The sequence below is a fragment of the Paracoccus versutus genome, assembly GCF_000763885.1.
Classification (GTDB): domain Bacteria; phylum Pseudomonadota; class Alphaproteobacteria; order Rhodobacterales; family Rhodobacteraceae; genus Paracoccus; species Paracoccus versutus.
The window spans coordinates 1-21,516 of record NZ_JRKO01000060.1 but is presented as its reverse complement, the minus strand read 5'-3'; the positions used below and the strand labels follow the sequence as shown (position 1 = coordinate 21,516).

At 68.8% G+C, this 21,516-nt stretch carries 18 protein-coding genes and 1 pseudogene; 10 read left to right on the top strand and 9 right to left on the bottom strand.

Annotation, left to right across the window (positions count from 1 at the left end):
• The first annotated feature begins 34 nt into the window (after positions 1 to 34).
• The gene (locus IT40_RS21620) at positions 35 to 568 is read left to right on the top strand and encodes a type 1 glutamine amidotransferase domain-containing protein (RefSeq protein ID WP_036759627.1); all 534 of its coding nucleotides are present in this window, start codon (positions 35 to 37) and stop codon (positions 566 to 568) included.
• Between the two features lie 128 nt (positions 569 to 696).
• Positions 697 to 1,758, top strand: a complete 1,062-nt coding sequence (locus IT40_RS21615) for a DNA topoisomerase IB (protein WP_036759625.1) — start codon at positions 697 to 699, stop codon at positions 1,756 to 1,758.
• Positions 1,759 to 1,980: 222 nt separating this feature from the next.
• On the opposite strand, the gene yghU is transcribed toward IT40_RS21615, so the two are convergent.
• On the bottom strand, positions 1,981 to 2,856 hold the full coding sequence (gene yghU, locus IT40_RS21610; RefSeq protein ID WP_036759623.1) for a glutathione-dependent disulfide-bond oxidoreductase: 876 nt from the start codon (positions 2,854 to 2,856) through the stop codon (positions 1,981 to 1,983).
• 296 nt (positions 2,857 to 3,152) lie between these two features.
• Here yghU and IT40_RS21605 point away from each other — a divergent pair, with 296 nt between their 5' ends.
• Genes IT40_RS21605 through IT40_RS21595 form a run of 3 tightly spaced genes read left to right on the top strand, consistent with a single transcriptional unit; the run spans position 3,153 to position 5,754 of the window.
• Positions 3,153 to 3,962 carry an ABC transporter ATP-binding protein gene (locus tag IT40_RS21605; protein ID WP_036759621.1) on the top strand — a complete coding sequence of 270 codons (810 nt, stop codon included), beginning with the start codon at positions 3,153 to 3,155 and terminating at the stop codon, positions 3,960 to 3,962.
• A complete protein-coding gene (locus IT40_RS21600; protein ID WP_036759619.1) occupies positions 3,959 to 4,738 on the top strand; it encodes an ABC transporter permease in 780 nt (259 codons plus the stop codon). Before IT40_RS21605 ends, IT40_RS21600 begins: the two co-directional genes overlap by 4 nt.
• Before the next feature lie 14 nt (positions 4,739 to 4,752).
• The gene (locus IT40_RS21595; protein WP_036759617.1) at positions 4,753 to 5,754 is read left to right on the top strand and encodes an ABC transporter substrate-binding protein; all 1,002 of its coding nucleotides are present in this window, start codon (positions 4,753 to 4,755) and stop codon (positions 5,752 to 5,754) included.
• A 48-nt stretch (positions 5,755 to 5,802) separates the two neighbouring features.
• On the opposite strand, the gene IT40_RS21590 is transcribed toward IT40_RS21595, so the two are convergent.
• On the bottom strand, positions 5,803 to 6,735 hold the full coding sequence (locus tag IT40_RS21590; protein ID WP_036759615.1) for a LysR family transcriptional regulator: 933 nt from the start codon (positions 6,733 to 6,735) through the stop codon (positions 5,803 to 5,805).
• A 105-nt stretch (positions 6,736 to 6,840) separates the two neighbouring features.
• Here IT40_RS21590 and IT40_RS21585 point away from each other — a divergent pair, with 105 nt between their 5' ends.
• Together IT40_RS21585 and IT40_RS21580 are read left to right on the top strand one after the other, a co-directional pair.
• Positions 6,841 to 8,028, top strand: coding sequence for a CaiB/BaiF CoA transferase family protein (locus tag IT40_RS21585; RefSeq protein ID WP_036759613.1), 1,188 nt, complete (start codon positions 6,841 to 6,843; stop codon positions 8,026 to 8,028).
• A 1-nt stretch (position 8,029) separates the two neighbouring features.
• Positions 8,030 to 8,983 carry a hydroxymethylglutaryl-CoA lyase gene (locus IT40_RS21580; protein ID WP_036759611.1) on the top strand — a complete coding sequence of 318 codons (954 nt, stop codon included), beginning with the start codon at positions 8,030 to 8,032 and terminating at the stop codon, positions 8,981 to 8,983.
• Positions 8,984 to 9,186: 203 nt separating this feature from the next.
• On the opposite strand, the pseudogene IT40_RS26985 reads toward IT40_RS21580, so the two are convergent.
• Positions 9,187 to 9,662 (bottom strand): annotated as a pseudogene (locus IT40_RS26985) (alpha-hydroxy-acid oxidizing protein); the annotation flags it as partial.
• 400 nt (positions 9,663 to 10,062) lie between these two features.
• Here IT40_RS26985 and IT40_RS26980 point away from each other — a divergent pair.
• Positions 10,063 to 11,127, top strand: a complete 1,065-nt coding sequence (locus IT40_RS26980) for an acyltransferase family protein (protein ID WP_084197366.1) — start codon at positions 10,063 to 10,065, stop codon at positions 11,125 to 11,127.
• A gap of 213 nt (positions 11,128 to 11,340) precedes the next feature.
• Here the strand turns inward: IT40_RS26980 and IT40_RS21565 are convergent, their stop codons facing one another.
• From IT40_RS21565 to IT40_RS21540, 6 genes are read right to left on the bottom strand one after another with little or no spacing between them, the layout of a single operon-like run.
• On the bottom strand, positions 11,341 to 12,426 hold the full coding sequence (locus IT40_RS21565) for a glycosyltransferase family 4 protein (RefSeq protein ID WP_052096220.1): 1,086 nt from the start codon (positions 12,424 to 12,426) through the stop codon (positions 11,341 to 11,343).
• Complete coding sequence (locus IT40_RS21560) at positions 12,423 to 13,961, bottom strand: ABC transporter permease (protein WP_036759609.1); 1,539 nt, start codon at positions 13,959 to 13,961, stop codon at positions 12,423 to 12,425. The genes IT40_RS21565 and IT40_RS21560 overlap by 4 nt, the downstream gene beginning before the upstream one ends.
• The gene (locus tag IT40_RS21555; protein ID WP_036759607.1) at positions 13,958 to 14,731 is read right to left on the bottom strand and encodes an ABC transporter ATP-binding protein; all 774 of its coding nucleotides are present in this window, start codon (positions 14,729 to 14,731) and stop codon (positions 13,958 to 13,960) included. The genes IT40_RS21560 and IT40_RS21555 overlap by 4 nt, the downstream gene beginning before the upstream one ends.
• Complete coding sequence (locus IT40_RS21550; protein WP_036759605.1) at positions 14,721 to 15,719, bottom strand: ABC transporter substrate-binding protein; 999 nt, start codon at positions 15,717 to 15,719, stop codon at positions 14,721 to 14,723. Before IT40_RS21550 ends, IT40_RS21555 begins: the two co-directional genes overlap by 11 nt.
• Before the next feature lie 19 nt (positions 15,720 to 15,738).
• Entirely contained in the window at positions 15,739 to 17,313 is a 1,575-nt protein-coding gene (locus tag IT40_RS21545) for a sulfatase-like hydrolase/transferase (RefSeq protein ID WP_036759645.1), read from the bottom strand.
• Positions 17,310 to 18,047 carry a CDP-alcohol phosphatidyltransferase family protein gene (locus IT40_RS21540; RefSeq protein ID WP_052096219.1) on the bottom strand — a complete coding sequence of 246 codons (738 nt, stop codon included), beginning with the start codon at positions 18,045 to 18,047 and terminating at the stop codon, positions 17,310 to 17,312. The genes IT40_RS21545 and IT40_RS21540 overlap by 4 nt, the downstream gene beginning before the upstream one ends.
• 94 nt (positions 18,048 to 18,141) lie before the next feature.
• Here IT40_RS21540 and IT40_RS21535 point away from each other — a divergent pair, with 94 nt between their 5' ends.
• A complete protein-coding gene (locus IT40_RS21535; protein ID WP_036759603.1) occupies positions 18,142 to 18,690 on the top strand; it encodes a cytochrome b in 549 nt (182 codons plus the stop codon).
• A 155-nt stretch (positions 18,691 to 18,845) separates the two neighbouring features.
• A complete protein-coding gene (locus tag IT40_RS21530; RefSeq protein WP_036759601.1) occupies positions 18,846 to 20,447 on the top strand; it encodes an OpgD/OpgG family glucan biosynthesis protein in 1,602 nt (533 codons plus the stop codon).
• Positions 20,448 to 21,516 lie beyond the last annotated feature (1,069 nt).

Here is a 21,516-nt window from a genome sequence, read left to right as displayed (position 1 = left end):
AGGCGTGAATCCTGCAACAGGAAAGGACCATGACATGCGCAAGATTGCCGATGCCCGGATTCTCATCCTCGCCACCGATGGATTCGAGCAATCCGAACTGGAAGTTCCGCGCGACCGGCTGAGCGAGGTGGGCGCGACCGTCGAGATCGCCTCGCCCGGCGGGGAAAGCATTCGCGGCTGGCAGGGCGAGGATTGGGGGCAGAGGGTCCATGCCGACCTGGCCCTGTCCTCGGTCGACGCCTCTGCCTATGACGCGCTCGTGCTGCCGGGCGGCCAGATCAACCCCGACAAGCTGCGCATCGAGCCAGGGGCGGTCGACCTGGTGCGGCGCTTTCACGACGAGGGCAAGATCGTCGCGGCGATCTGCCACGGCCCCTGGCTGCTGGTCGAGGCGGATCTGATCCGGGGCCGCAAGGTGACATCCTACAAATCCATCCGCACGGACCTGGTGAATGCGGGCGGGGTCTGGGTCGACGGCCAGGCGGTGACGGACGACCGCATCATCACCGCGCGCAGCCCGGCCGACCTGGATGCCTTCTGCGACGCGATCCTGGCCGAGCTTGGCTGACGGGGGGCAGGGCGGATGGCGCGCGGTCTCGGCCGTCCCGGAAGCCTCGCCGTCCTGGCCCCGCAACCATCCGCGCAACCATCCGCCCCGGCCGGCGTTGAGCCCGCGACCGTCAGCCGGATCACCAGATGCCCAGGGACACGCCCGCCCCTTCGGACCCCGTCGCGGCCGCGAAACAGGCCGGGCTGGTGCATGTCAGCGACGACATGCCGGGGATCACCCGCATCCGCGCGGGCAAGGGGTTTTGCTATCGCGATCCCCAGGGCCGGAGGATCACCGACAAGGCCGAGCGCAGGCGGCTGGCGGCGCTGGCGGTGCCGCCGGCCTATACCGACGTCTGGATCTGCCCCGATCCGCGCGGCCATATCCAGGCCACCGGCAGGGACGCGCGCGGGCGCAAGCAATACCGCTACCACCCCGGTTTCCGCGCCTTCCGCGACAGCGCCAAATACGATCACATGCTGGCCTTTGCCCGGCTTCTGCCCAGGATCCGCGCCTGCGTCGCGCGCGACATGGCGCTGCGCGGGCTGCCTGCGCAAAAGGTGCTGGCGACGGTGGTGCATCTGCTCGAGACCACCATGATCCGCGTCGGCAACGGCGACTATGCCCGCCGGAACAGGTCGCACGGGCTGACCACCTTGCGCAGCCGGCATGTCAGGCTGGAGGGCAACCAGCTGCGGTTCCGCTTTCGCGGCAAGGGCGGCAGGGAATGGGACCTGGGCATCCGCGACCGCCGCGTGGCCCGGATCGTGCGCAGCATGCAGGATCTGCCCGGCCAGGCCCTGTTCCAGTATCTGGACGAGGAGGGCGCCCGGCAGAAGATCACCTCGACCGACGTGAACGACTATCTGCGCCGGATCTCGTGCAGCGAGGTGACGGCCAAGGATTTCCGCACCTGGACCGGCACGGTCCTGGCTGCGCTGGCCCTGTCGGCATATCCCGCCTGCGAGAGCCAGGCGGCGGCGAACCGCAACATCCGCGAGGCCATCGAAACCGTTGCCGGCCATCTGGGCAATACGCCGGCGATCTGCCGCAAATGCTATGTCCACCCCCGGATCATCGAGGCTTACCTGGCTGGCGAGCTGAAGCTGGGCCCCTGCCGCAAACCCGCCGGCGACCCGCAAAAGCCGGGGCTGCGGCACGAGGAAAGGCAGGTGCTGAATTTTCTCGGCCGCCGGCTGCGCGCCTGACCCGGACATTCGCGGGACAGGCACGCGAAGGCCGCGGCCGTCGGGACCGCGACTTCCCAGCGCCGCGCGGCGAGGACGCGGCCCTTCCCGGCGCGGCGCTTTGGCCGAGGGGCGGCAGGGCGGATTCCCACCCTGCAATCCGGATGTTCGGGCCGCCCGCGCAACAAACCCATGCAGCGTCTTTGGAAAAGCCCGGCGAAAGCCGGGCCTTTCATGCGCGGCTCAACCCTCGGCCTTGTCGCCGATCTTGTCCTGCGTCCTGGTCAGGAAATCCGCGGCATCGTGGCGTTCCCAAAGCTGCCTGGCCGGATCGCCCGAAGTCTTGTTGACCATGATGCCGCGCCGAACGGCGGGACGCGCGGCGATCTCGTCCTGCCAGCGCCGGACATGGCCATAGATCCCGGCATCGAGGAAGGTCGCCGCGTCGCCATAGACCTTGCCCGCGATCACCTGCCCATACCAGGGCCAGATCGCCATGTCGGCGATGGTATAGTCCTCGCCGGCCATGAAGCGGTGATCGGCCAGGTGCCGGTCCAGCACGTCGAGCTGGCGCTTGACCTCCATCGTGTAGCGGTCGATGGCATATTCGATCTTGACCGGCGCATAGGCGTAGAAATGCCCGAAGCCGCCGCCGAGGAAGGGGGCCGAGCCCATCTGCCAGAACAGCCAGTTCAGCGTCTCGGTCCGCGCCGCCGGGTCACGGGGCAGGAAGGCGCCGAACTTCTCGGCCAGGTAAAGCAGGATCGAGCCGGATTCGAACACCCGCCGCGGCGGCGCGACCGAGCGGTCCATCAGCGCCGGGATCTTGGAGTTGGAGTTCACCGCGACGAAACCGCTGCCGAACTGGTCGCCGTCGCCGATGCGGATCAGCCAGGCGTCGTATTCGGCGTCGAAGCCGGCTTCCAGCAATTCCTCCAGCATGATCGTGACCTTCTGGCCGTTGGGCGTGGCCAGCGAATAAAGCTGCAAGGGATGCTTGCCGACCGGCAGGTCCCTGTCATGCGTCGGCCCGGCGATGGGACGGTTGATGCTGGCGAACTCGCCGCCGTTTTCCTTGTCCCATGTCCAGACCCTGGGCGGGGCATAGTCGTCGCTCATGATCGCTCCTGTCGCTGCATGGCCCCAGGATGCGGGGGATGGGGCCGGACATCAACCGCGGCCGGGGACAACCGGAAGATCCCGCCCATAGGTTTCCAAAAAATAGAACAAAACATATGAAATTATATAATTGTGAGCATGATCCGGCTTGGATACGTTAGGGAAACCGCATGAGGAGGCTTGCGGTAAGGCGATATTCAGTCAGCGCGCAGCGGCGGCATCCGGTCGGGCATGTCGGGGCAACCCGGCGTCCCTTCGCGGCCGGTCGCCTGGGCGATGGCGGTTAGGGAGGATGAATGCAGCACGCCGTGCGTCTGGATAATGTCGACATCAGTTTCGGCGGGACGGGAAAAACCGTGTTCCGCGCGGTTGCCGGCGCCAATCTCAGCGTTGCCGAGGGCGAGTTCGTCGCCATCGTCGGGCCGACCGGCTCGGGCAAGTCGACGCTGCTGAATGCCGCCGCCGGGCTGCTCAAGCCCTCGGCCGGGACCGTCGAGATCCAGGGCCAGCCGCTCGAGGGGCTCAACGGGCGCGCGGGCTACCTGTTCCAGGCCGATGCGCTGATGCCGTGGAAGACCTCGCGCGACAACGTGGCCATCGCGCTGGAAATCTCGGGCACGCCGCGGCGCGAAGCCCTGGAACGGGCCGAGGAATGGCTGGAAAAGGTCGGCCTCAAGGGCTTCGGGCATCGCTATCCCCACATGCTCTCGGGCGGCCAGCGCAAGCGGGTCGCCATGGCGCAGGTGCTGATCCGCGACCCGGAAATCCTGCTGATGGACGAGCCCTTCGGGCCGCTGGACGCGCAGACGCGGCTGATCATGGGGGATCTGCTGCTGGACCTGTGGCAGCAGGACCGCAAGGCGGTGATGTTCGTGACCCACGACCTCGAGGAAGCCATCGCGCTTGCGGACCGGGTGGTCATCATGTCGACGGGGCCGGACGCCAAGCTGATCGGGGATTTCACCATTCCCCTGGCGCGGCCGCGGGACGTGTCCGAGATCAAGCTGTCCCCCGAGTTCCAGGAGCTGCACCGCGACATCTGGCACCTGCTGAAAGAGCAGGTGCTCAAGGCCTATGGCAACCAGAACCGGGAGGAGCGGGCATGAACAGAGCCGTCCTGACAACCCTGCAGATCCTCGTGGCGGTCGTTGCCGTCGCGCTGTGGTGGGTGATCACCAAGACCTCGATCCTGGGCGATCCGGCCCGGATCCAGTTCTTCTTCTCGACCCCCGCCGACGTGTTCTGGCAGATCGTCGCCTGGTTCAGGAGCGGCGAGATCTGGCGGCATCTGTGGATCACGCTGGTCGAGGCGGCGCTGGCCTTCGTCATCGGCGCGGTCGCCGCGATGATCGCCGGTTTCTGGCTGGCGCGCCGGCCCAAGCTGGCCGCGGTCTTCGACCCCTATGTCAAGGCCGCCAATGCCTTGCCGCGCGTGGTGCTGGCGCCGATCTTCACGCTGTGGTTCGGCCTGGGCATCTGGTCCAAGGTGGCGCTGGGGTTCACGCTGGTCTTCTTCATCGTCTTCTTCAACGTCTACCAGGGCGTGAAGGAGGTGAACCGGACCGTGCTGCAAAACGCCCGGATGCTGGGCATGACCGAGCGGCAGCTGCTGCGCCACGTCTACCTGCCCTCGGCGCTGAGCTGGGTGTTTTCTTCGCTGCATGTCTCGATCGGCTTTGCGGTGGTCGGCGCGGTCGTGGGCGAATACCTGGGGTCATCCGCCGGGCTTGGCTATCTGATCGCGCAGGCCGAGGGCATGTTCGACATCGCCGGCGTGTTCGCGGGGATGTTCGTCCTGTCGGCCTTCGTCCTTCTCATCGACTGGGGGGTGACGATGGTGGAAAGGAAGCTGCTGGTCTGGCAGCCCGACAACAATCACTGAAGGGAGGAGCAAAGATGACGATGCTCAGGACTATCCTTGCGGCGGCGCTGGTGGCGGGCGCGACGCCTGCGGCGGCTGAAACCGTCAAGATCGCGATCGGCGGGGCCAGCTGCGTCTGCTACATGCCCGTCGTCCTGGCCGAGCAGCTTGGCCTTTACGAAAAGCACGGGGTCGATGTCGAGCTCGTGGATTTCAAGGGCGGCTCGGCGGCGCTGAAGGCCGTGGTCGGCGGCAGCGCGGACGTGGTCTCGGGCTATTACGAACACACGATCACGCTGGCGGCCAAGCAGCAGGAGCTGTCCTCGTTCGTGCTGATGGGCCGGCTGCCCGGCATCGCCGTGGCCGTGGCGCCGGGCAAGGCCGGCGAGGTCAAGACGATCAAGGATCTTGCCGGCAAGACCGTCGGGATCAGCGCGCCCGGTTCCTCGACCGACTTCTTCCTCAAATACATGCTGTCGCAGAACGGGCTGGAACCGAATGCCGCCTCGGTCGTCGGCGTCGGCGTCGGCGCCACCGCGGTCGCGGCGCTGGAGCAGGGCCGGATCGATGCGGTGGTCACGCCCGATCCGGCGATCACCCAGCTGCAGAACCGCCATCCCGATCTGCCCGTGCTGGTCGATACCCGGAAAGCGGCGGACACCCACGCCCTGTTCGGCGCCGACTATCCCGGCGCGGCGCTTTATACCCGCACGGAATGGCTCGACCAGCATCCCGAACAGGCGCAGGCCCTGGCCGCCGCCATCGTCGAGACGCTGCAATACATCCACAACACCCCCGCCGAGGAGATCGCGGCGAAGATGCCGCCCAACCTGGTCGGCGCCGACCCGCAGGTCTATATCGAATCGCTGAACAACAGCATGGAAATGCTGTCGGAAACCGGGCTGGTGGATGCGAAGGGCGCCGAAGCGGTGCAGACGATGCTGAGCTTCAACCTGCCCGAGGTCGCCGGCGCCAAGATCGACCTGAGCAAGACCTATACCAACGCCTATGTCGAAAAGGTCTCGGCGCAGCAGTAAGCCGGTGAAACCAATGCGAAAGCCCCGTCCGCCCGGACGGGGCTTTCGTCATTCCGCCTCGACCAGCCTTGCCGGCCAGATGCCGTCCTTGACCGCGCGGACGATCAGGTCGCGGATCAGGTCGCGGATCGTCTCCAGCGCGATGGTCGGCGGCCGGTCCGTCTGCTCGCACAGATAAAGCGTCCTCGTCAGCGTCGGCGAGATGATCGGCCGCCAGTGCAGCCGGCCGGACTTGATCTCGTCGCCCATGAACAGCGTCGTCCCGATGGTGCAGCCCAGCCCCTCGCGGACCGCACCGGAAATCGCATGGACCGAGTTCATCTGCAGCTGGCTGGTCGCATAGATCTGTTCCAAGGTCTTGTGATGGTCCAGCAGCGCCCGCGCGGCCATGCCCTGGCGCAGCATGATGATCTTGAAATCCAGCAGTTCCGACACCGTCACCGGCTCGGACCCGCTGCCGATGATCTCGCGCTTGCCGATCAGGACCAGATCCTCCTCGAGGATCGGCGTGGCCTTGAAGGTGCTGGTCAGCGGCGGGTTGTAGGCCAGGCCCAGGTCGGCATCGGCCGAGGACAGGTGCAGCAGGGTCGTGCTGGAAAGGCTTTCGATCATGTTGAGCTGCAGGTCCGGGTAGTCCTCGACCACGACCTTCGCCAGCTGGACGCCGATGGCCTGGATCGCGGAATAGGCCAGGGCCAGCGACACCTCGCCCGAGACATTGTCGCGAAAGGTGGACAGATCCCTTTTCGCCACCTCGACCGTCTTCAGGATGGTCCGGGCATGCAGGTAAAGCCGCTCGCCCGCCGCCGTGGCCTCGAGCCCGCGCGGCTTTCGGGTAAACAGCGGCGCGCCGATCTCGGCCTCGAGATTGGCGAGATGGTAGCTCAGCGCCGAGACGGCGATTCTCTCGGCTTCCGCCGCGGCCGACAGGCTCTTGCTGTCGTAGATGCTGCAGAAATACCGCAATTGCTTCAGGTCCAAGGGCGCCTCGCGTGGATGCTAATTTTTAGAACATAGCTATAAGTATTATATAATTGTAAGAATAGTCAGGCAATCCTATCCTTTGCCCATGGGATGGGAGGCCGCATGACTGCCGAGTTCAAACCCCTCGCGGGGATCCGTGTCGTTGAGATGAGCCATATGGTGATGGGGCCAAGCTGCGGCATGTTCCTGGCCTTCCTGGGCGCCGAGGTGGTCAAGGTCGAGCCGCCCGGCGGCGACAAGACGCGCCAGCTGACCGGCATGGGCAGCGCGTTCTTTCCGCTGTTCAACCGCCGCAAGAAATCGGTGGTCCTGGACAGCCGCACGCCGGCCGGCAGGAAGGCGCTGGACCGCCTTCTGGCCTCGGCCGACGTCTTCATCGACAATTTCAAGGACAGCACCCTGAAGGGGATGGGACTGGATGCCGAAACCCTGCAGGACCGCTTTCCGCACCTGATCTGCGCCAGCCACAAGGGTTTCCTTTCAGGGCCTTACGAGCGGCGCACGGCGCTGGACGAGGTGGTGCAGATGATGTCGGGCCTGGCCTACATGACCGGCCCCAAGGGGCGGCCGCTGCGCGTCGGCACCTCGGCCAACGACATCATGGGCGGGCTGTTCGGCGCCTTCGCCGTCATCGCCGCGCTGTTCGAGCGCGGCAAGACCGGCGAGGGGCGGACCATCCGCGTCGGCCTGTTCGAGAATTGCCTGCTGCTGGTCTCGCAGCACATGGTGCAGTTCGAGCTTGAGGGCAGGGACCCCGAGCCGATGCCCGAGCGGGCCTTCAGCTGGCCGATCTATGACGTCTTTGCCGATGCCGAGGGGGGGCAGATCTTCATCGGCGCGGTCAGCGACGGCCATTGGACCCGGCTTTGCACCTATCTCGGCCTGGACGACCTGCTGCAGCACCCCGAGTTGCAAAGCAGGATGGCCCGCATCAACGCCCGCTCCTGGGTGGTGCCCCTGGTCGCGGCGGCGGTCGCAAGGCGGCCCATGGCCGAGCTTCTGCCGGCGCTGGAGAAGATGGAGATCCCCTTTGCGCCGGTGGCCAAGCCTTCGGACCTGTTTCGCGACCAGCATGTCATGCGGCAGGGCGGGCTTGCGCTGTCGCAGACCCCGGATGGCCGGAGCTTCCGGGCGCCGGCCCTGCCGATCGAGATCGACGGCGCCTCGCTGGCCGGCGGGGGCGATGTGGACCGTCTCGGCGGGCACAATGCCGAGATCCTCGGCAGTCTCGGCCTGACGCCCGAGGAAATCGCCGCGGCCGCCAAGGCCCCCTCGGGCGAGGCGGCGTGACATGACCGCCCCCGCATCCGCACCGGGCAGGCAAGTCGCCGTGACCGAGGTTTCGCCCCGCGACGGCCTGCAATCCGAGAAAGCCTTCGTTCCGACCGAGGACAAGATCCGGCTGGTTGAAAGCCTTGTCGCGGCCGGCATCCGCTCGGTCGAGCTGACATCTTTCGTCTCGCCGCGCGCCGTGCCGCAGATGCGCGATGCGGCCGAGCTGGTGCGGCATTTCCGCGGCCGGGCCGGTGTCCGCTTCAGCGCGCTGGCGCCGAACCTGCGCGGTGCCGAAGCCGCCATCGAGGCGGGGATCGACGCGGTGGTGATGTTCGCCTCGGCCTCGGAAAGTCACAACCTGAAGAACGTGAACCGCTCGCGCGCCGATTCGATTGCCGGGTTCCACGAGATCGCGCGCCTCGCCCAAGGGTCCGGGGTCGCGCTGCATGGCGCCATCGCCACGGCCTTTGGCTGTCCCTTCGAAGGCGACGTGCCGGTGGACCAGCTGGTCGAGCAGGCCATGCGGTATCGCGACCTCGGCATTTCGCGCATCACCCTGGGGGACACGACCGGCATGGCGACGCCGGGCAATGTCGTGCCGGCGCTCGACGCCCTGCGCAAGGCGGTGCCCGAGGTGGGGATCGCGCTGCATTTCCACAACACCCGCGGCGTCGGCCTGGCCTGCGCCTATGCCGGCCTGCTGCACGGCATCCGCGATTTCGAGGCGAGCGTGGGCGGGATCGGCGGCTGCCCGTTCGTGCCGCGCGCGACCGGCAATATCGCCACCGAGGATTTCGTCTATCTGTGCGAGGAATCGGGTTTTCCGACCGGGATCGACCTCGGCAGACTGATCGAGGCCGCCCGGACCGCCGAGCGGATCCTGGGAAGGGAACTGCCCGGCCAGGTCATGAAGGCCGCGCCGCGCCTGGCGCTATCCAGCATGGATGCCGTGCGGACCGCCCATGGCTGAGCCCTATCCCGACGCCCGCGGTGCAAGCTGGGGGATCGAGGGCGCTTCTGCGGCACGTTCCATTTGCGAACTGCGCCGGCGGGGCCGCCGGGGATCATGTCCGCATGTTCCCGTTCCTGCGCCCTCGGTTGACCGGCTTTAGCCTTAGCCGAGAGATCGGCAAGCCTCCGCACGCCAAGAAAACCCATCGCCGCCCGCATCTCGGCCATTGCCGGCAGCGCCGCGGCCCCAGCCTCGCCGCCGCCGGCAAGATCCCGTAGCGGCGCGCGGCCAAGCTGCACCGCCGAAGCGCCGAAGGCCCGGTGTTTCAGCACGTCCGAACCGCGCCGGACGCCGCTGTCGGCCAGCAGTTCGGGAACCGCTCCCGGATCAGCAGCGATGCGGGCAGGGCCTCGACGGGCGGCGGCAGGCCGTCGAAACTCCGCCCGCCATGGGTCGAGACCACGATGGCATCGGCGCCCTCGGCGGACAGCCCGCCTTTCAGGCACAGCGCGCGGAAATCCCGTCCCGTCAGCGCGGGATGAAGGCACAACTCCTCGGCCATAGCCGGCGACAGCAGGCCGGCGTGGACCTTAGGCGGGTAATGGCCATCGCTCGGCATCCGGCGCCGCAGGGCCGGCCGCAGGATCACGTCCCATGGCCAGCGCGGATGGCGCAGCATGTCGACGAGGTTCCGCAGCGTCGGCCGAAAGGGTGCGCCGAAGCCGTTGCGCTGGTTTCTCTTCGTGCTTGGGCGGCATCTGCCTGTCCACGGTCAGGACCAGCCTGTCGCAATCGCAGGCCGCGACCCGGCGCAGCAGACCATCTCAAGCAGGACGGTTGCTGTCTCTTCGTCCCAGGGTGCGGGATGGCCGATGGCATTGCGACGGTCCTCTCGGCGACACCGGGAAGGGTGGGCCGTTCACCGACAGCGCGGTTCGTGGCGACGGTGATGGACATCTGCCCGTAAAGTTTGCCAAACTTGACCTCACCGCTCGACCCGGAACCAATCTGGGGGAATTGCCGCCGCATTCGACACGACCTTACGGTGGGCATGTCCCCGGCTCAGAGTCCTCTCCGTCACCCGAAGTCCAGGCCCGATGATGCATCGCCGACATATCCGATCCCATACGGCGCTGCGCGGAATAGCCGCGTTGCTGGTGGTTCTCTATCACTACCGCCACGCCTTTCCCTGGGGCGCGGCCATCGACGGCAGAACCGGCTTCGTGATGAGCGCGACGCATATGGTCGACCTGTTCTTCATGCTGAGCGGCTTCGTGATGACACTCGTCTATGCCGCCGACGGTTTCGACAGCCGTTTCAGTCCGCGCGATTTCCTGCAAAGCCGGTTCGCACGGATCTATCCGCTTCATCTGCTGACGCTGGCGTGGATGTCCCTGCTGGTGATCTATGGCGGCCCCTTTTCGGCCGAGCTTTCGCAGGAAGCGTTGCGAACGGTAGCGCTGGTGCAGGCCTGGGGGTTCCAGGACCAGTTTTCCCTGAATTTTCCAAGCTGGTCGATCAGTGGCGAGTTCGCCGCCTATCTGCTGTTTCCGCTTCTGGGTTGCGGCCTGCTCATGCGCCTGCGCCCTGGGCCCGAGGTCTTCGTCGTGCTGGCGATAGCGGGGCTCGCGGCGCATGAGATCCTGATGCAGCATTACGGGCTGCGCTGGGAACGCATTGCCCTGCTGCGGGCGGTGCCGGGGTTCCTGCTTGGATATGCCCTGTGCCACTATCGTCATTCCTGGACCGGATTGTCGGACAGGGCCCTGTCGCTGATTCAGCTGTCTTGCGTCGTTGCGCTGGCAGGCATGATGCATGCCCGTCTCGAACTGCTCTGGATGGTGCCGCTCTTTGCCATCTGCATCCTGTCCACCTGGGAGGACCGGGGCGTTCTGGGCCGCCTGCTGTCCGCCCGCGCGCCGGTCTGGCTCGGGGACATCTCCTATACCATCTACATGCTGCATGTCCCGGTCATCAGCGCGGGCTACCTTGCCTGGCCGAAGCTGGCTGGATTCCTGCCCGACACGCTCCGGCAGGCCTTGTTCGTGCCGGCAACCCTGCTGGTCACGCTGGGGCTTTCGGCGCTGGTCTACCGCCATTTCGAGGTTCCGATGCGCAGCCTGTTCCGCGCTCGGCAGCGGATTCGGGCCGGCGTGGACTAAGGTTTGCCTATATCCGATCAAGCCCGCGCGCCGGCCCGAGGGGCGGTGCAGAGAAAGCAGGGATGGCTTTCCATCCGGCGCCATTGCGAGCCTTCCTTTCGGGGGCCGGGGGCGGGGTCTTGATGCGACGGCTGTCGTTTCCGCTTTGACGGGCTAAGCCGCGGTTCCTGAACTGGCCGTCGGGTCTGCAAGGTCAGCTTTGGGCGCCTTGCGTCAATCGCGATCGCCGGCAGACCTGATTGCCCTGTATCGCGGCAGGGCGCAGCGCTCCAGGACCCGGCTGGCAACGGCTGCGGTTTCCCGCCAGCCGGGCAGGGCGTCGCCGGCCCGGCGCGCGGCGTCGCGCAGCTGCGCGTGCAGGGGCGCCTCGCCCAGCAGCCGGCGCAGCGCGGCCGCAAAGGCCGGCGGGTCGTCGGGCGGCACCAGCAGCCCGGCGGCCGCGGGCACGGTATCGGGGACGGCGCCCGTCGCGCAGCCGACGATCGGCAGGCCATGCGCCAGCGCCTCGTCGAAGACCAGCCCGTGCCCCTCGTATCGCGTCGCCAGCGCGAAGATCGAGGCGCTTGCGTAAAGCTGTTCCAGCCGCTCGGCATCCACCCGCCCCGCCAGCACCACCCGATCCGAAACCGGGCTTTCGGCCAGTTGCCGGGCCAGCGCGGCGGCATGGGCGCGGTCCCAGGGATTGCCGACGATCACCGCCTGCCAGTCCATATCTGCCAGCTCTGCCAATGCCTTGATCAGCACGTCATGGCCCTTGCGCGGATGCAGGATGCCCACCGACAGGATCAGCGGCGGAGTCAGGGGCGCGGGGGCAAGCCATGGCCGCTCGACCCCCGGCCGGGCGATGGTGATGCGGTCGGGCGGCACGCCGTAGCGTTCGGTCAGCAGGGCGCGCGTATGGGGGCTGGGAACCAGCACGTGGCGCGCAAGCCGCAGGTTGTCGCGCTCGGTCCGGTAGAGATGCGCGCGCCGCGCGGGATCTAGGCCGGTCTCCATCGCCAGCGGGTGGTGGATCATCGCCACGATGGGCGCGCGGACCTGGGCAAGGCCGGCGGTGTCGATGGCGCCGAAGACCAGCCCGTCGACGATCAGCGGGCGGTCCTCGGCCACCAGCGCCGCGACGGCCGCCGCCATCTCGGACGGGGCGGGGTCGGGGAAGCTGGCAGGCAGCTGCAGGTGGCGGACGTCATGGCCCAGGGCGCGCAGCCCCTCCAGCAACCGGCGTTCATAGATATAGCCGCCGGTCAGCGTGGCGATGTCGCCGGGAATGGCGAAGACGGCGTCGCAGGGTGGGGTCATGGGCGCACCTGTTCGGGGGCATAGCGGGCCAGCACGCGGCGCTCGGTCGCGCCGACGCCTGCATGGCCCAGCCATGAGAGCAGCGTGACCAGCACCACCGAGGACCAGAGCATGTCGTAATCCGAGACCGAGGCCGACAGCGCCATCAGCCCGCCGATGCCGCCGCCCGTCGCCAGCCACTCGACCACGGTGACGGCCAGCACCGCGGCCGGCACGCTCATCCGCGCCGAGGCGAAAAGCGCGGGCAGCATGGCCGGGATACGGACATGGATCATCTGCCGCCAGCGGCCGGCGGCATAGGTGCGGAACACGTCGAGGATCTGGCCCGGCGCCTGCCGCAGCCCGTGCTGGCAGGCGACGAAGGTCGGAAAGAACACCATGACCGCGACCAGCACCACCACCCCCGCCGCGCCGCGCCCGACCAGCAGCACGATCAGCGGTGCCGTGGTCACGATGGGGATGGCGCGCAGCGCGATGGCAAGCGGGGTAACGAGTGCCGAGAGCGCGGGCAGCAGCGCCAGCAGGACGGCGAGGCCCGCGCCCGCCGCCAGCCCTGCCGCATAGCCCGGCAGCACATGGGCGCCGGTCTGCGCCAGCGCGCCGGCCAGGGTCTGCCGGGTCTGGGCGGCATCCGGGGCCCAGGCCAGCGCCGCCAGCACGTCCCCCGGCCGCTTGGCGAAGAACGGGCTGAGCCCGGCCAGCCGCAGCCCCGCCCACCACGCGGCAAGCACGGTCGCGACCACCGCGAGCGTCGAGACCAGCGCCGCGCGGCGCGAGCCGGGCGCGGCGCCCGGCGGGGCCAGCAGCACGGGCGGCGATCCATCCAGGAAGCGGCGCGCCGCCGCGCCGATCAGCGCATAGGCCGCGACCGCGACGGCGGCGGCCAGCGCGGCGATGCTCCAGAGCGCGGGCACGTCCAGCGCGCGGGTGAAGCGGATGGTCAGCACGCCCATGCCGCGCTCGGCCCCGGTGAACTCGCCCACCAGCGCGCCGAGGAAGGCGGCGGGGGCCGAGATCTGCAGCCCGGCGACCAGATAGGGCAGGGCGGCGCGCAGCCGGACATGGCGCAGCTCGGCCAGGCGGCCGCGGCCATAGACATGGACCAGGTCCAGCCAGGCGGCGGGCACGGCGCGCAGGCCGGCCAGCAGCGGGATCAGCGTGGTGTAATAGACCGCCAGCGCCGCCAGCGCGATCTGCGGGCCTTCGCCCGGCCCCATCATCACCCGCAGGATCGGCCCGGTCGCCACCAGCGGCAGGCAAAAGACCACCAGCGCCAGCCCCGAGACCAGCCCGGTCAGCCGGGGCCAGAGCAGTGCCACACCCGCCAGCGCCACCGCGGCCAGGTTCCCCAGCAGGAAGCCCGCCGCCGCATTGGTCCCGGTCACGGCCAGCGCCCGCGACAGCAGCCCGGCATGGGCGGCGGTCCATTGCGCGACCTCGACCGGGCCGGCGATCAGGTAGCGGCCCGCCAGGGCCAGCGCCGCGGCCTGCCACAGCGCAAGCAGCAGGATAAGCCCGGCCAGCGCATTCCTCATGGGCAGGCCGAGGCGGGGGCAGAGAGCGCCGCCCGCGCCTCGGCCTCGATGCGGCGGAAAGCGGGGCTGTCGGCCAGTCCGGGACGGCGCGGACGGGGCAGCGGCACGGCGATGTCGGCGATGATCCGCGCCGGGCGGGGCGACAGGACCAGGATGCGGTCGGCGAGCCACACCGCCTCGGCCAGCGAATGGGTGACGAGCAGCGCGGTGGTGCCCTGCGCCTGCCAGAGCGGCGGCAGATCCTGCGCCAGCTGGCGGCGGGTCAGTTCATCGACCGCGCCGAAAGGTTCGTCCAGCAGCAACACCTGCGGCGCCGTGACCAGCGCGCGGGCGATGGCGGCGCGCTGGCGCATGCCGCCCGACAGCGCCGCCGGGCGGGTGGCGGCAAAGCCCTCCAGCCCGACCAGTCGCAGCAGATGCGCGACCTTGCCCGGATCGGCGTGCTGGCGGGCGAGCTTTTGCGCCAGCGCCACGTTCTGCGCGGCGCTGAGCCAGGGCAGCAGCGAGGGATCCTGGAAGGCGATCGAGATCGCGCCCCGCCGGCGCTGATGGGCCGGGTCCAGCCCATTGATGCGCACCTGCCCGCCGTCCGGCAGATCAAGCCCCGCGACCAGCCGCAGCAGCGTGGACTTGCCGCAGCCCGAGGGGCCGATCAGCGCCGTGGTCTGGCCCGCAGCGAAATCGGCGTCGAAGCCTGCGACCGCATGCACGCCGCCGGGCCAGGTCTTGGTCAGCGCCCGGCAACTGATCCCGGCGCTGCTATCCTGCATGGACCGCCTCCAGGATCGAGCGGTCCCAGAGCGCGGGCGTCACCTCGCGGCCCAGCAGCGAGAGGGTGCGGATATTGGCCTCGACCGCCTCGTCGCTCCACCAGCCGAAACCGTGCGTCTCGGTCAGCTCCGAGAACATCAGCGGCAATTGCCGGCGCGCCTGCAATTTCTGCGTGGGCAGGTCCAGCCCGGCATCGGGAAACAGGGCGACGGTCAGTTCGGCCGCCGCATCGCTGTCGGCGCGGCACGCCTCCCACCCCCGCGCCTCGCCGGCCATCAGCGCCACCAGCGCCTCGCGGCGGTGGGCCAGGCTGTCCTCGGTCGCGATATAGGTCTGGGAATGCAGGGCATAGCCGTGATCGGCCATCAGCATGGTGCGGGCCTCGATGCCCTGGATCGCCATGGCGACCGGCAGGTCGGTTTCCCAGCAGAGCAGGCAGTCCACCTCGGCCGCGATCAGCGGCTGGGCGGAATATTGCGTGGGCACGATGCGGATGGCGTCGAAATCCACGTCGTTCAGCTTGCACAGCGCCTGCAGGACGGGGGTGTTGGCGATGGCCATGCCGATGCTTTTCCCCGGCAGGTCGGCAGGGGTTTCCACGGGATTGCCCGGCAGCGAGGCGATGGCGAAGGGGTTCTTCTGCATGGCGACGCCGATGATGCGGAACGGCGCCCCCTGCGCCACCGCCGCCGCGGCATAGTCGGCGGCCGAGATGCCGACCAGCGCCGTGCCCGCCACCACCGGCGGCTCGACCGGCGCGTTCGGGCCGCCCTGCAGCAGCGAGACCTCCAGCCCCGCCTCGCGCCACCAGCCGTTCTGCAGCGCGATGTAGCTGCCGGCGAATTGCACCGAATGCAGCCAGGACAGTTGCAGCGCGACGGCCTCCTCCTGCGCCCGTGCCCGGTGCGGTAGGCCCGAGAGGCCGAGCGCCAGCCCCGCCGCCCCCGTCTGCAGGATCCGGCGGCGTGTCGGCGGGGAATGGGTCATCGGGGCACCTCCGTTCGGGTCATGGTGGGGCAGGGGACGAACGACCGTGGCGGGCGAGGCGTTCCCTCGGCCCCGCATCCGGCGCGGCAAAGCCTTGCAGGATCAGGTCGCGCATCCGGTCCATCGGGATCGCGGGGCTGTCCGCGCCGGGGACCAGGCCGGGGGCAAAGCCCCATGCGGCGCTGCGTTCGACCAGCGCCGTGGGGCCGATCACATGCATGGGCACGTCGCGCCCGCCGTCCGGCGCGATGCGCTGCGCGGCCTGGTGGTCGCCCAGCACCAGGATCAGCGGCGCGTCACCCGCATGGCGCAGCGCATAGGCCGTGACGGTCTGCAAGGCATAGTCGATGGCGTCGCGGTAATGGCGGCGGATGTTGTCGCGGTCGCGCCAGACCTCTTGCGGGCTTTCCCCGGCGACGGCCATGGCGGCGAAGGCGGAACCGTCCCCGACCTCGTCCCAGCCGATCAGCCGCGGCACCGGCACCCAGGGCGCATGGGACGAAATCAGCGCCACCTGGGCGAAAAGCGGGTCGCCCCCGTCATGGCGCAGCAGGCGGTCGGCGGCGGCCAGGGTGAACTGGTCGGGCATGGTGACCCAGTTGAAGGGCAGCCCGCGATAGCCCAGGTCCGATGCGGCCAGGATGCGGTCGAAGCCCATCTGCGCCGCCTCGGGCCAGGGGCGGGTGATGGCGGGCATGACGGCCGCGGTCTGAAAACCGGCGCGCTGCGCGTGGTGGAACAGCCCCTGCCGCCCGCTGGCCAGCGCGGCCTGGTAAAGCGACTGGTCGCCCACCCAAAGCCCCGAGGCGAAGGTCGCATGCGCCAGCCAGCTTTGCCCGCCCTGCGTGGGCGAAACCAGATACCCCGAGCGCATGGCAAGGCCGGCGCGCGCCAGATCGGCCTCGGCCCGGCGCAGGGTGGCGAGATGGGTTTCGGCGTAGAAGGGGGTCGCGAAACTGGCGCGGCCATAGCTTTCGACGAAGATCACCAGCACGTCGCGGTCGATGGCACCCAGCAGTCCCGGCCGGCCCGCCATCGGGTCGTTTGCCGCCGCCGCGCGGAAGTCGCGCAGCGCGGCGAAGGTGCCGGCGGCCAGCCGGGCGCGCTCAAACGCATAGCGCGCATTCTCCGGCCTTGGGGCCATGGCGGGCAGCAGGACCAGCCCGATGGCCGCGACAAGGGCGATGCGCGTGCCTTGTCCCGCGACGGGGCGGGCCCAGAGCCCCGTCGCCCACCACAGCACCGCGGCGATGCCCGATGCGGCAAGGGCAGCGGCCAGGACGAGGCCGAGACCCGCCAGCGGGCCGAAGGTGCCGCCCGTCAGCCGCACCGCGGCGTCCAGCAGCGGCAGGTCCGCCGCGACGTTGAAGGGCCGCCCCAGCGCCGAGACCATGGCAAGGTCGGCAATCTTCTGCATCGCCAGCAGCGTAAGCGCCGCCGCGACCGCCAGGCGCACCACGCCGCCGCCCAGCACCAGCAAAAGCAGCAGCGCCGGCAGTTCGGGCGTCGGGCGGATCGCGGCGCCCGGCACGATCAGCGCCAGCTGGATCGCCAGCGCCGACAGCAGCAGCGGCAAGGCCCTGCGCATGGTCATGGCCGGCGCCGCCACAGCCAGCGGATGTCGAGCGCAAAGGACAGCACCACCGCCGCCGTGGCGAACCAGGCCAGGAACTCGGCCTGCGCATGGCTCGGCAGCGGCGTTTGCAGCAGGATCAGCGTGCCGAGCTGCAGCACGCAGATCGCCTTGCGCCGCAGCCGCTGCGGCAGCTCGGCCCGCAGCCAGGGCAGGGCGAGGCCGGCGGCGACGAAGCCATAGCGCAGCACCCCCAGCAACAGCACCCCCGGCCCCAGCGTGGTGCCTAGCCAGGCATGCAGCGCCAGGGCCAGGGCGAAAGCCGCGTCCACCTCCATGTCGAAACGCGCCCCGAAGCCCGAGACGAGCCCCGACCGTCGCGCCAGCCAGCCATCGACGCCGTCGAGGACCAGCGCCACGCCCCCGGCGACCGCGACCGCCCATCCTGCCGCCACGCCATCCGCAAGCGGCGCCAGCAAGGCGCAGGTGATGGCCGCGCGCAGCAGCGTCACCGCGTTGCAGCCGCCGATCCGGTCATGCGGATAGCTGCGCCGCATCTGCGCCAGGATCATGGCGCAGCAGCCCAGATAAAGCGCGCTTGCGGCAAGCCAGCCCCCGGCCGCGCCGCCGATCCCGCCAAGCCGCAGCGCCTGCATCGCGAAAACGCCCATCGCGGCGCCGGCGGCGACCTGCGCCGGTATTCCAGCCGCCGGGCGGGGCGGCTGCGCAAGCGGGCCGTGATCGGGGTCGGTCATGGGAAAATGCTACGCCAAGCGTGGGTTCCGTCAAGATGCTACGGCTTTGCGCGGGGCGGGGTTTTGCGATAGGATAGTGAAAAGGAGCCAGCCGATGCGCGAGCCCCCCTTGGGTTACAGAACGCCCGCCCGCCTGTTTCACTGGATCGTCGCGCTTGCCGTGCTGCTGATGATCCCGGCGGGGCTGACCATGACGCGCGAGGGGCTGGACCGCGGCTTGCAGGACGCGCTGTTCATCTTTCACAAGAACACCGGCACGCTGCTGATCCCGGTGATCCTGGCGCGGATCGTCTATCGCCGGCTGCATCCGCCGCCGCCCTTGCCGGCCTCGGTGCCCGGCTGGCAGAGGCGGGCGGCGGCCGCCTCGCATCTGGCGCTTTACGTCCTGCTGGTCGTCATGCCGCTGAGCGGCTTCGTCCGGGTGCGGGCCGGCGGCTTTCCCATCGAATTGATCGACGCCATGGGGGCAGGGCCCTGGCTGCCGAAATCCGAAGCCCTGGCCGCCGCCGCGCAGGGGCTGCATTTCATCGCGGCCCTGCTCTTGATCGCGGTGCTGGCGGTGCATGTCGGCGCGGCGCTGCAGCACGCGCTGATCCGGCGCGACGGCGTGTGGCAGCGCATGTGGCCGCCCGCGGGGGGCTGAGGGCCGGGGGCTGAGCGCCGTCTGGCCGGCTGCAATGCGCCTTGCCCGGCGGCACCGATCGGCAAGACTCGGCCAATGCGGGATCGATGCCTTGAAATGCGGCCGCAGCTGGGCCCCGATGGCAAGCGACTGAATCACCTGATCCTTGGGGCATCATGCATTCGCAAAAACTCTTTCGCCGCACCGTGCTGCAGGCCGCCCTGGGCGGCGGCGCCTTCTTCCTGCTGCCGCGGATCGCGCGCGCGGCGGACGGCATCGCCGGCGATGCCGAGCCGGAGGCGTTCTCCTTCGATATCCTGACCGAGCGGGCGCGGGCCTTGGCGCAGGCCGCCTACCAGCCGCCCGAGATCGAAGAGGCCGAGATCCTCGAGGAGGTGGATTACGACCGCCACAACGAGATCCGCTTTCGCCAGGACCAGGCCCTCTGGGGCGACGAGCCGGCCGCCTCGCGGGTGCGGTTCTTCTTTCCCGGCCGCTATTTCAAGCAGCCGGTCCACATCCATGCGCTCCGGGACGGCATGGCAAGCGAGATCCCGTTTTCGCTGGATCTCTTCGACATCCCCGACGACAATCCGGCGCGGCGGCTGGCCCGGACCGACGGCTTCGCCGGCTTCAGCGTCATGGATGCGCAGACCGGGCGCGACTGGATGGCGTTCCTGGGCGCCTCCTACTGGCGGACCTCGGGCTACAGCGGCCAGTTCGGCCTTTCGGCCCGCGGCCTGGCGATCGACACCGCCATCCCCGACGGGCCCGAGGAGTTCCCGCTGTTCACCCATTTCTGGCTCGAGCCGGAAACCGACAGCGGCATGACCACCTATGCGCTGCTCGACAGCCCGCGCGCGACCGGCGCCTATCGCATCGTCTCGCGCCGCGGCAAGGGCATCGAGCAGGACGTGACCGCCCGTATCTTCCTGCGCGAATGGGTCGAGCGGCTGGGCATCGCGCCGCTGACCTCGATGTATTGGTTCGGCAAGAACACGCCGCATATCGCGCCGGACTGGCGGCCCGAGATCCACGATTCGGACGGGCTCGAGATCCTGACCCATGCGGGCGAGCGCATCTGGCGGCCGCTGAACAACCCGCCCCATACCATGGCGAACACCTTCACCGCGCCCTCGGTCAAGGGTTTCGGGCTGATGCAGCGCGAAAGGAGTTTCGAGCAATATCAGGACGACGGCGTCTTCTACGAAAAGCGCGCCAGCGCCTGGGTCGCGCCCCGCGGCGACTGGGGCGAGGGCACGGTCACGCTGGTCGAACTCAGCACCGATGACGAGATCCACGACAATATCGTGGCCTTCTGGCAGCCCGCCGCCCCGCCCAGGGCCGGCGACGAATACCGGCTGGACTACCGGCTGTCCTGGCTCGAGGACAGCCCGCTGGCCGGCAGCACCGGGCAGTTCGTCGCCGTCCGCATCGGTGCCGGCGGCGTGCCCGGCCAGCCGCGCCCGCAGGAGACGGTGAAGATCGTCTGCGACTTCACGCCCCATTCGCTGGCCCCCGGCGACAAGCCGCATCTCAACATCACCGCCTCGCGCGGGGTGGTGTCCAACGACGCGGTCTATCCGGTCGTCGGCCGCCCGACCTGGCGCGCCATGTTCGACCTTGGCTTCGGCGGGCCCGAGGAGCTGGTGCCCCGCGACGACAGCCCCATCGACCTGCGGGTCTTTGTCGCGAAAGCCGAGGACGCGGTGACAGAGACCCTGCTGCTGCAGCTGTTTCCCACGCAGTTGCGGTCCCTGCTGGCCAGCAGGCCGTGACCTGGGCGGGCGCGCGGCCGCCCTGCCTGTAGAGCATGGAGCATGGAGCATGGAGCATGGAGCATGCGCGTCGAGGGGATCGGCGTCCAGGCCGCCCTCGAAACCCTGGCCGCGGCAGGACCGCGGCGAGGCCGGAGGGGAAGGCAAAAGGCATTGCCAGGACGCATCGTCCTTGCGGACGATCACCGGCGTTTCGGCATGGATTGCGGCGTTTCGAGGCCGTGAGCTTTATCAGGATCCATGCCCCGGCCCAGAAGGCATGCGACCTTCCCGCCGGCCCGCTGTTTCCCGACATCGCCGTCGGCGGCCGATAAGAGCCGCCCCCTGCGTCACGGAAGACAGGCGGCACGGCGTCCTCGGCAAGATCATCCGGTCGCCAAGCTTGCGGGGCAGGGGCCGATCATGACCGGCCTTGGGCGGCGGTCGTTGTTGCGGAACAGGACCGTAAAGCGGCAGAGCTGGCGCCTTCATGACACATGTGCTTGGGCCCGGCTGTGCGACGGAGAGTCTTTTAATTTATCTTTTAAATCATTATTTTGCGCGGAAATCCCAGTCTCCGATTCAGGGCAGGGAACAGCAGCATCGGGTCGCATGATGGTATCCTGCGGGCATATCGCCGCCGTTCGGAAAAGCGGCGCTTCCCCGGCGCTTCGGCGAGGTTTCGCAGGCCCGGAAGCGATGGCGTCGGGCGGATGCTCGTCACGTCCCGCAGCAGTTGCCAGAACCTTGACAGCGGCCTTCCAAGTCAACCTGCCGGATCCCGGCGCCAGGACACGGCGCCCGGTGTCAACGCCATGCGCTGGATTCCAAGCAAACCCTTGCAATAAAATGATTATGTTGAAACCTTGCCCGCACAGTGGACATTAATCGCGCGTATAATGGCCATTGAGAGGGTTCCGTATTGTGGTAACTGATTGATTTTACGTTATCTCATGGATGCCTGTTTTCCCGCTTTGACCATTCTACGCGCGATTATTGACCATCGAAATGTTGCGTGATGGCCAAAGAAAAAGGCCGCCCGAAGGCGGCGTGACGAAGTCTGGCATCTTATGGAGGGCAGGGCCGGACT

Coding starts and splice junctions, on each gene's coding strand:
- IT40_RS21585 (WP_036759613.1), top strand. CDS start 6,841: ATGACTGCCGAGTTCAAACCCCTCGCGGGGATCCGTGTCGTTGAGATG.
- IT40_RS21550 (WP_036759605.1), bottom strand. CDS start 15,719: ATGACCCATTCCCCGCCGACACGCCGCCGGATCCTGCAGACGGGGGCG.
- IT40_RS21530 (WP_036759601.1), top strand. CDS start 18,846: ATGCATTCGCAAAAACTCTTTCGCCGCACCGTGCTGCAGGCCGCCCTG.
- IT40_RS21535 (WP_036759603.1), top strand. CDS start 18,142: ATGCGCGAGCCCCCCTTGGGTTACAGAACGCCCGCCCGCCTGTTTCAC.
- IT40_RS21565 (WP_052096220.1), bottom strand. CDS start 12,426: ATGACCCCACCCTGCGACGCCGTCTTCGCCATTCCCGGCGACATCGCC.
- IT40_RS21555 (WP_036759607.1), bottom strand. CDS start 14,731: ATGCAGGATAGCAGCGCCGGGATCAGTTGCCGGGCGCTGACCAAGACC.
- IT40_RS21615 (WP_036759625.1), top strand. CDS start 697: ATGCCCAGGGACACGCCCGCCCCTTCGGACCCCGTCGCGGCCGCGAAA.
- IT40_RS21540 (WP_052096219.1), bottom strand. CDS start 18,047: ATGACCGACCCCGATCACGGCCCGCTTGCGCAGCCGCCCCGCCCGGCG.
- IT40_RS21595 (WP_036759617.1), top strand. CDS start 4,753: ATGACGATGCTCAGGACTATCCTTGCGGCGGCGCTGGTGGCGGGCGCG.
- yghU (WP_036759623.1), bottom strand. CDS start 2,856: ATGAGCGACGACTATGCCCCGCCCAGGGTCTGGACATGGGACAAGGAA.
- IT40_RS21560 (WP_036759609.1), bottom strand. CDS start 13,961: ATGAGGAATGCGCTGGCCGGGCTTATCCTGCTGCTTGCGCTGTGGCAG.
- IT40_RS21545 (WP_036759645.1), bottom strand. CDS start 17,313: ATGACCATGCGCAGGGCCTTGCCGCTGCTGCTGTCGGCGCTGGCGATC.
- IT40_RS21600 (WP_036759619.1), top strand. CDS start 3,959: ATGAACAGAGCCGTCCTGACAACCCTGCAGATCCTCGTGGCGGTCGTT.
- IT40_RS21620 (WP_036759627.1), top strand. CDS start 35: ATGCGCAAGATTGCCGATGCCCGGATTCTCATCCTCGCCACCGATGGA.
- IT40_RS21580 (WP_036759611.1), top strand. CDS start 8,030: ATGACCGCCCCCGCATCCGCACCGGGCAGGCAAGTCGCCGTGACCGAG.
- IT40_RS26980 (WP_084197366.1), top strand. CDS start 10,063: ATGATGCATCGCCGACATATCCGATCCCATACGGCGCTGCGCGGAATA.
- IT40_RS21605 (WP_036759621.1), top strand. CDS start 3,153: ATGCAGCACGCCGTGCGTCTGGATAATGTCGACATCAGTTTCGGCGGG.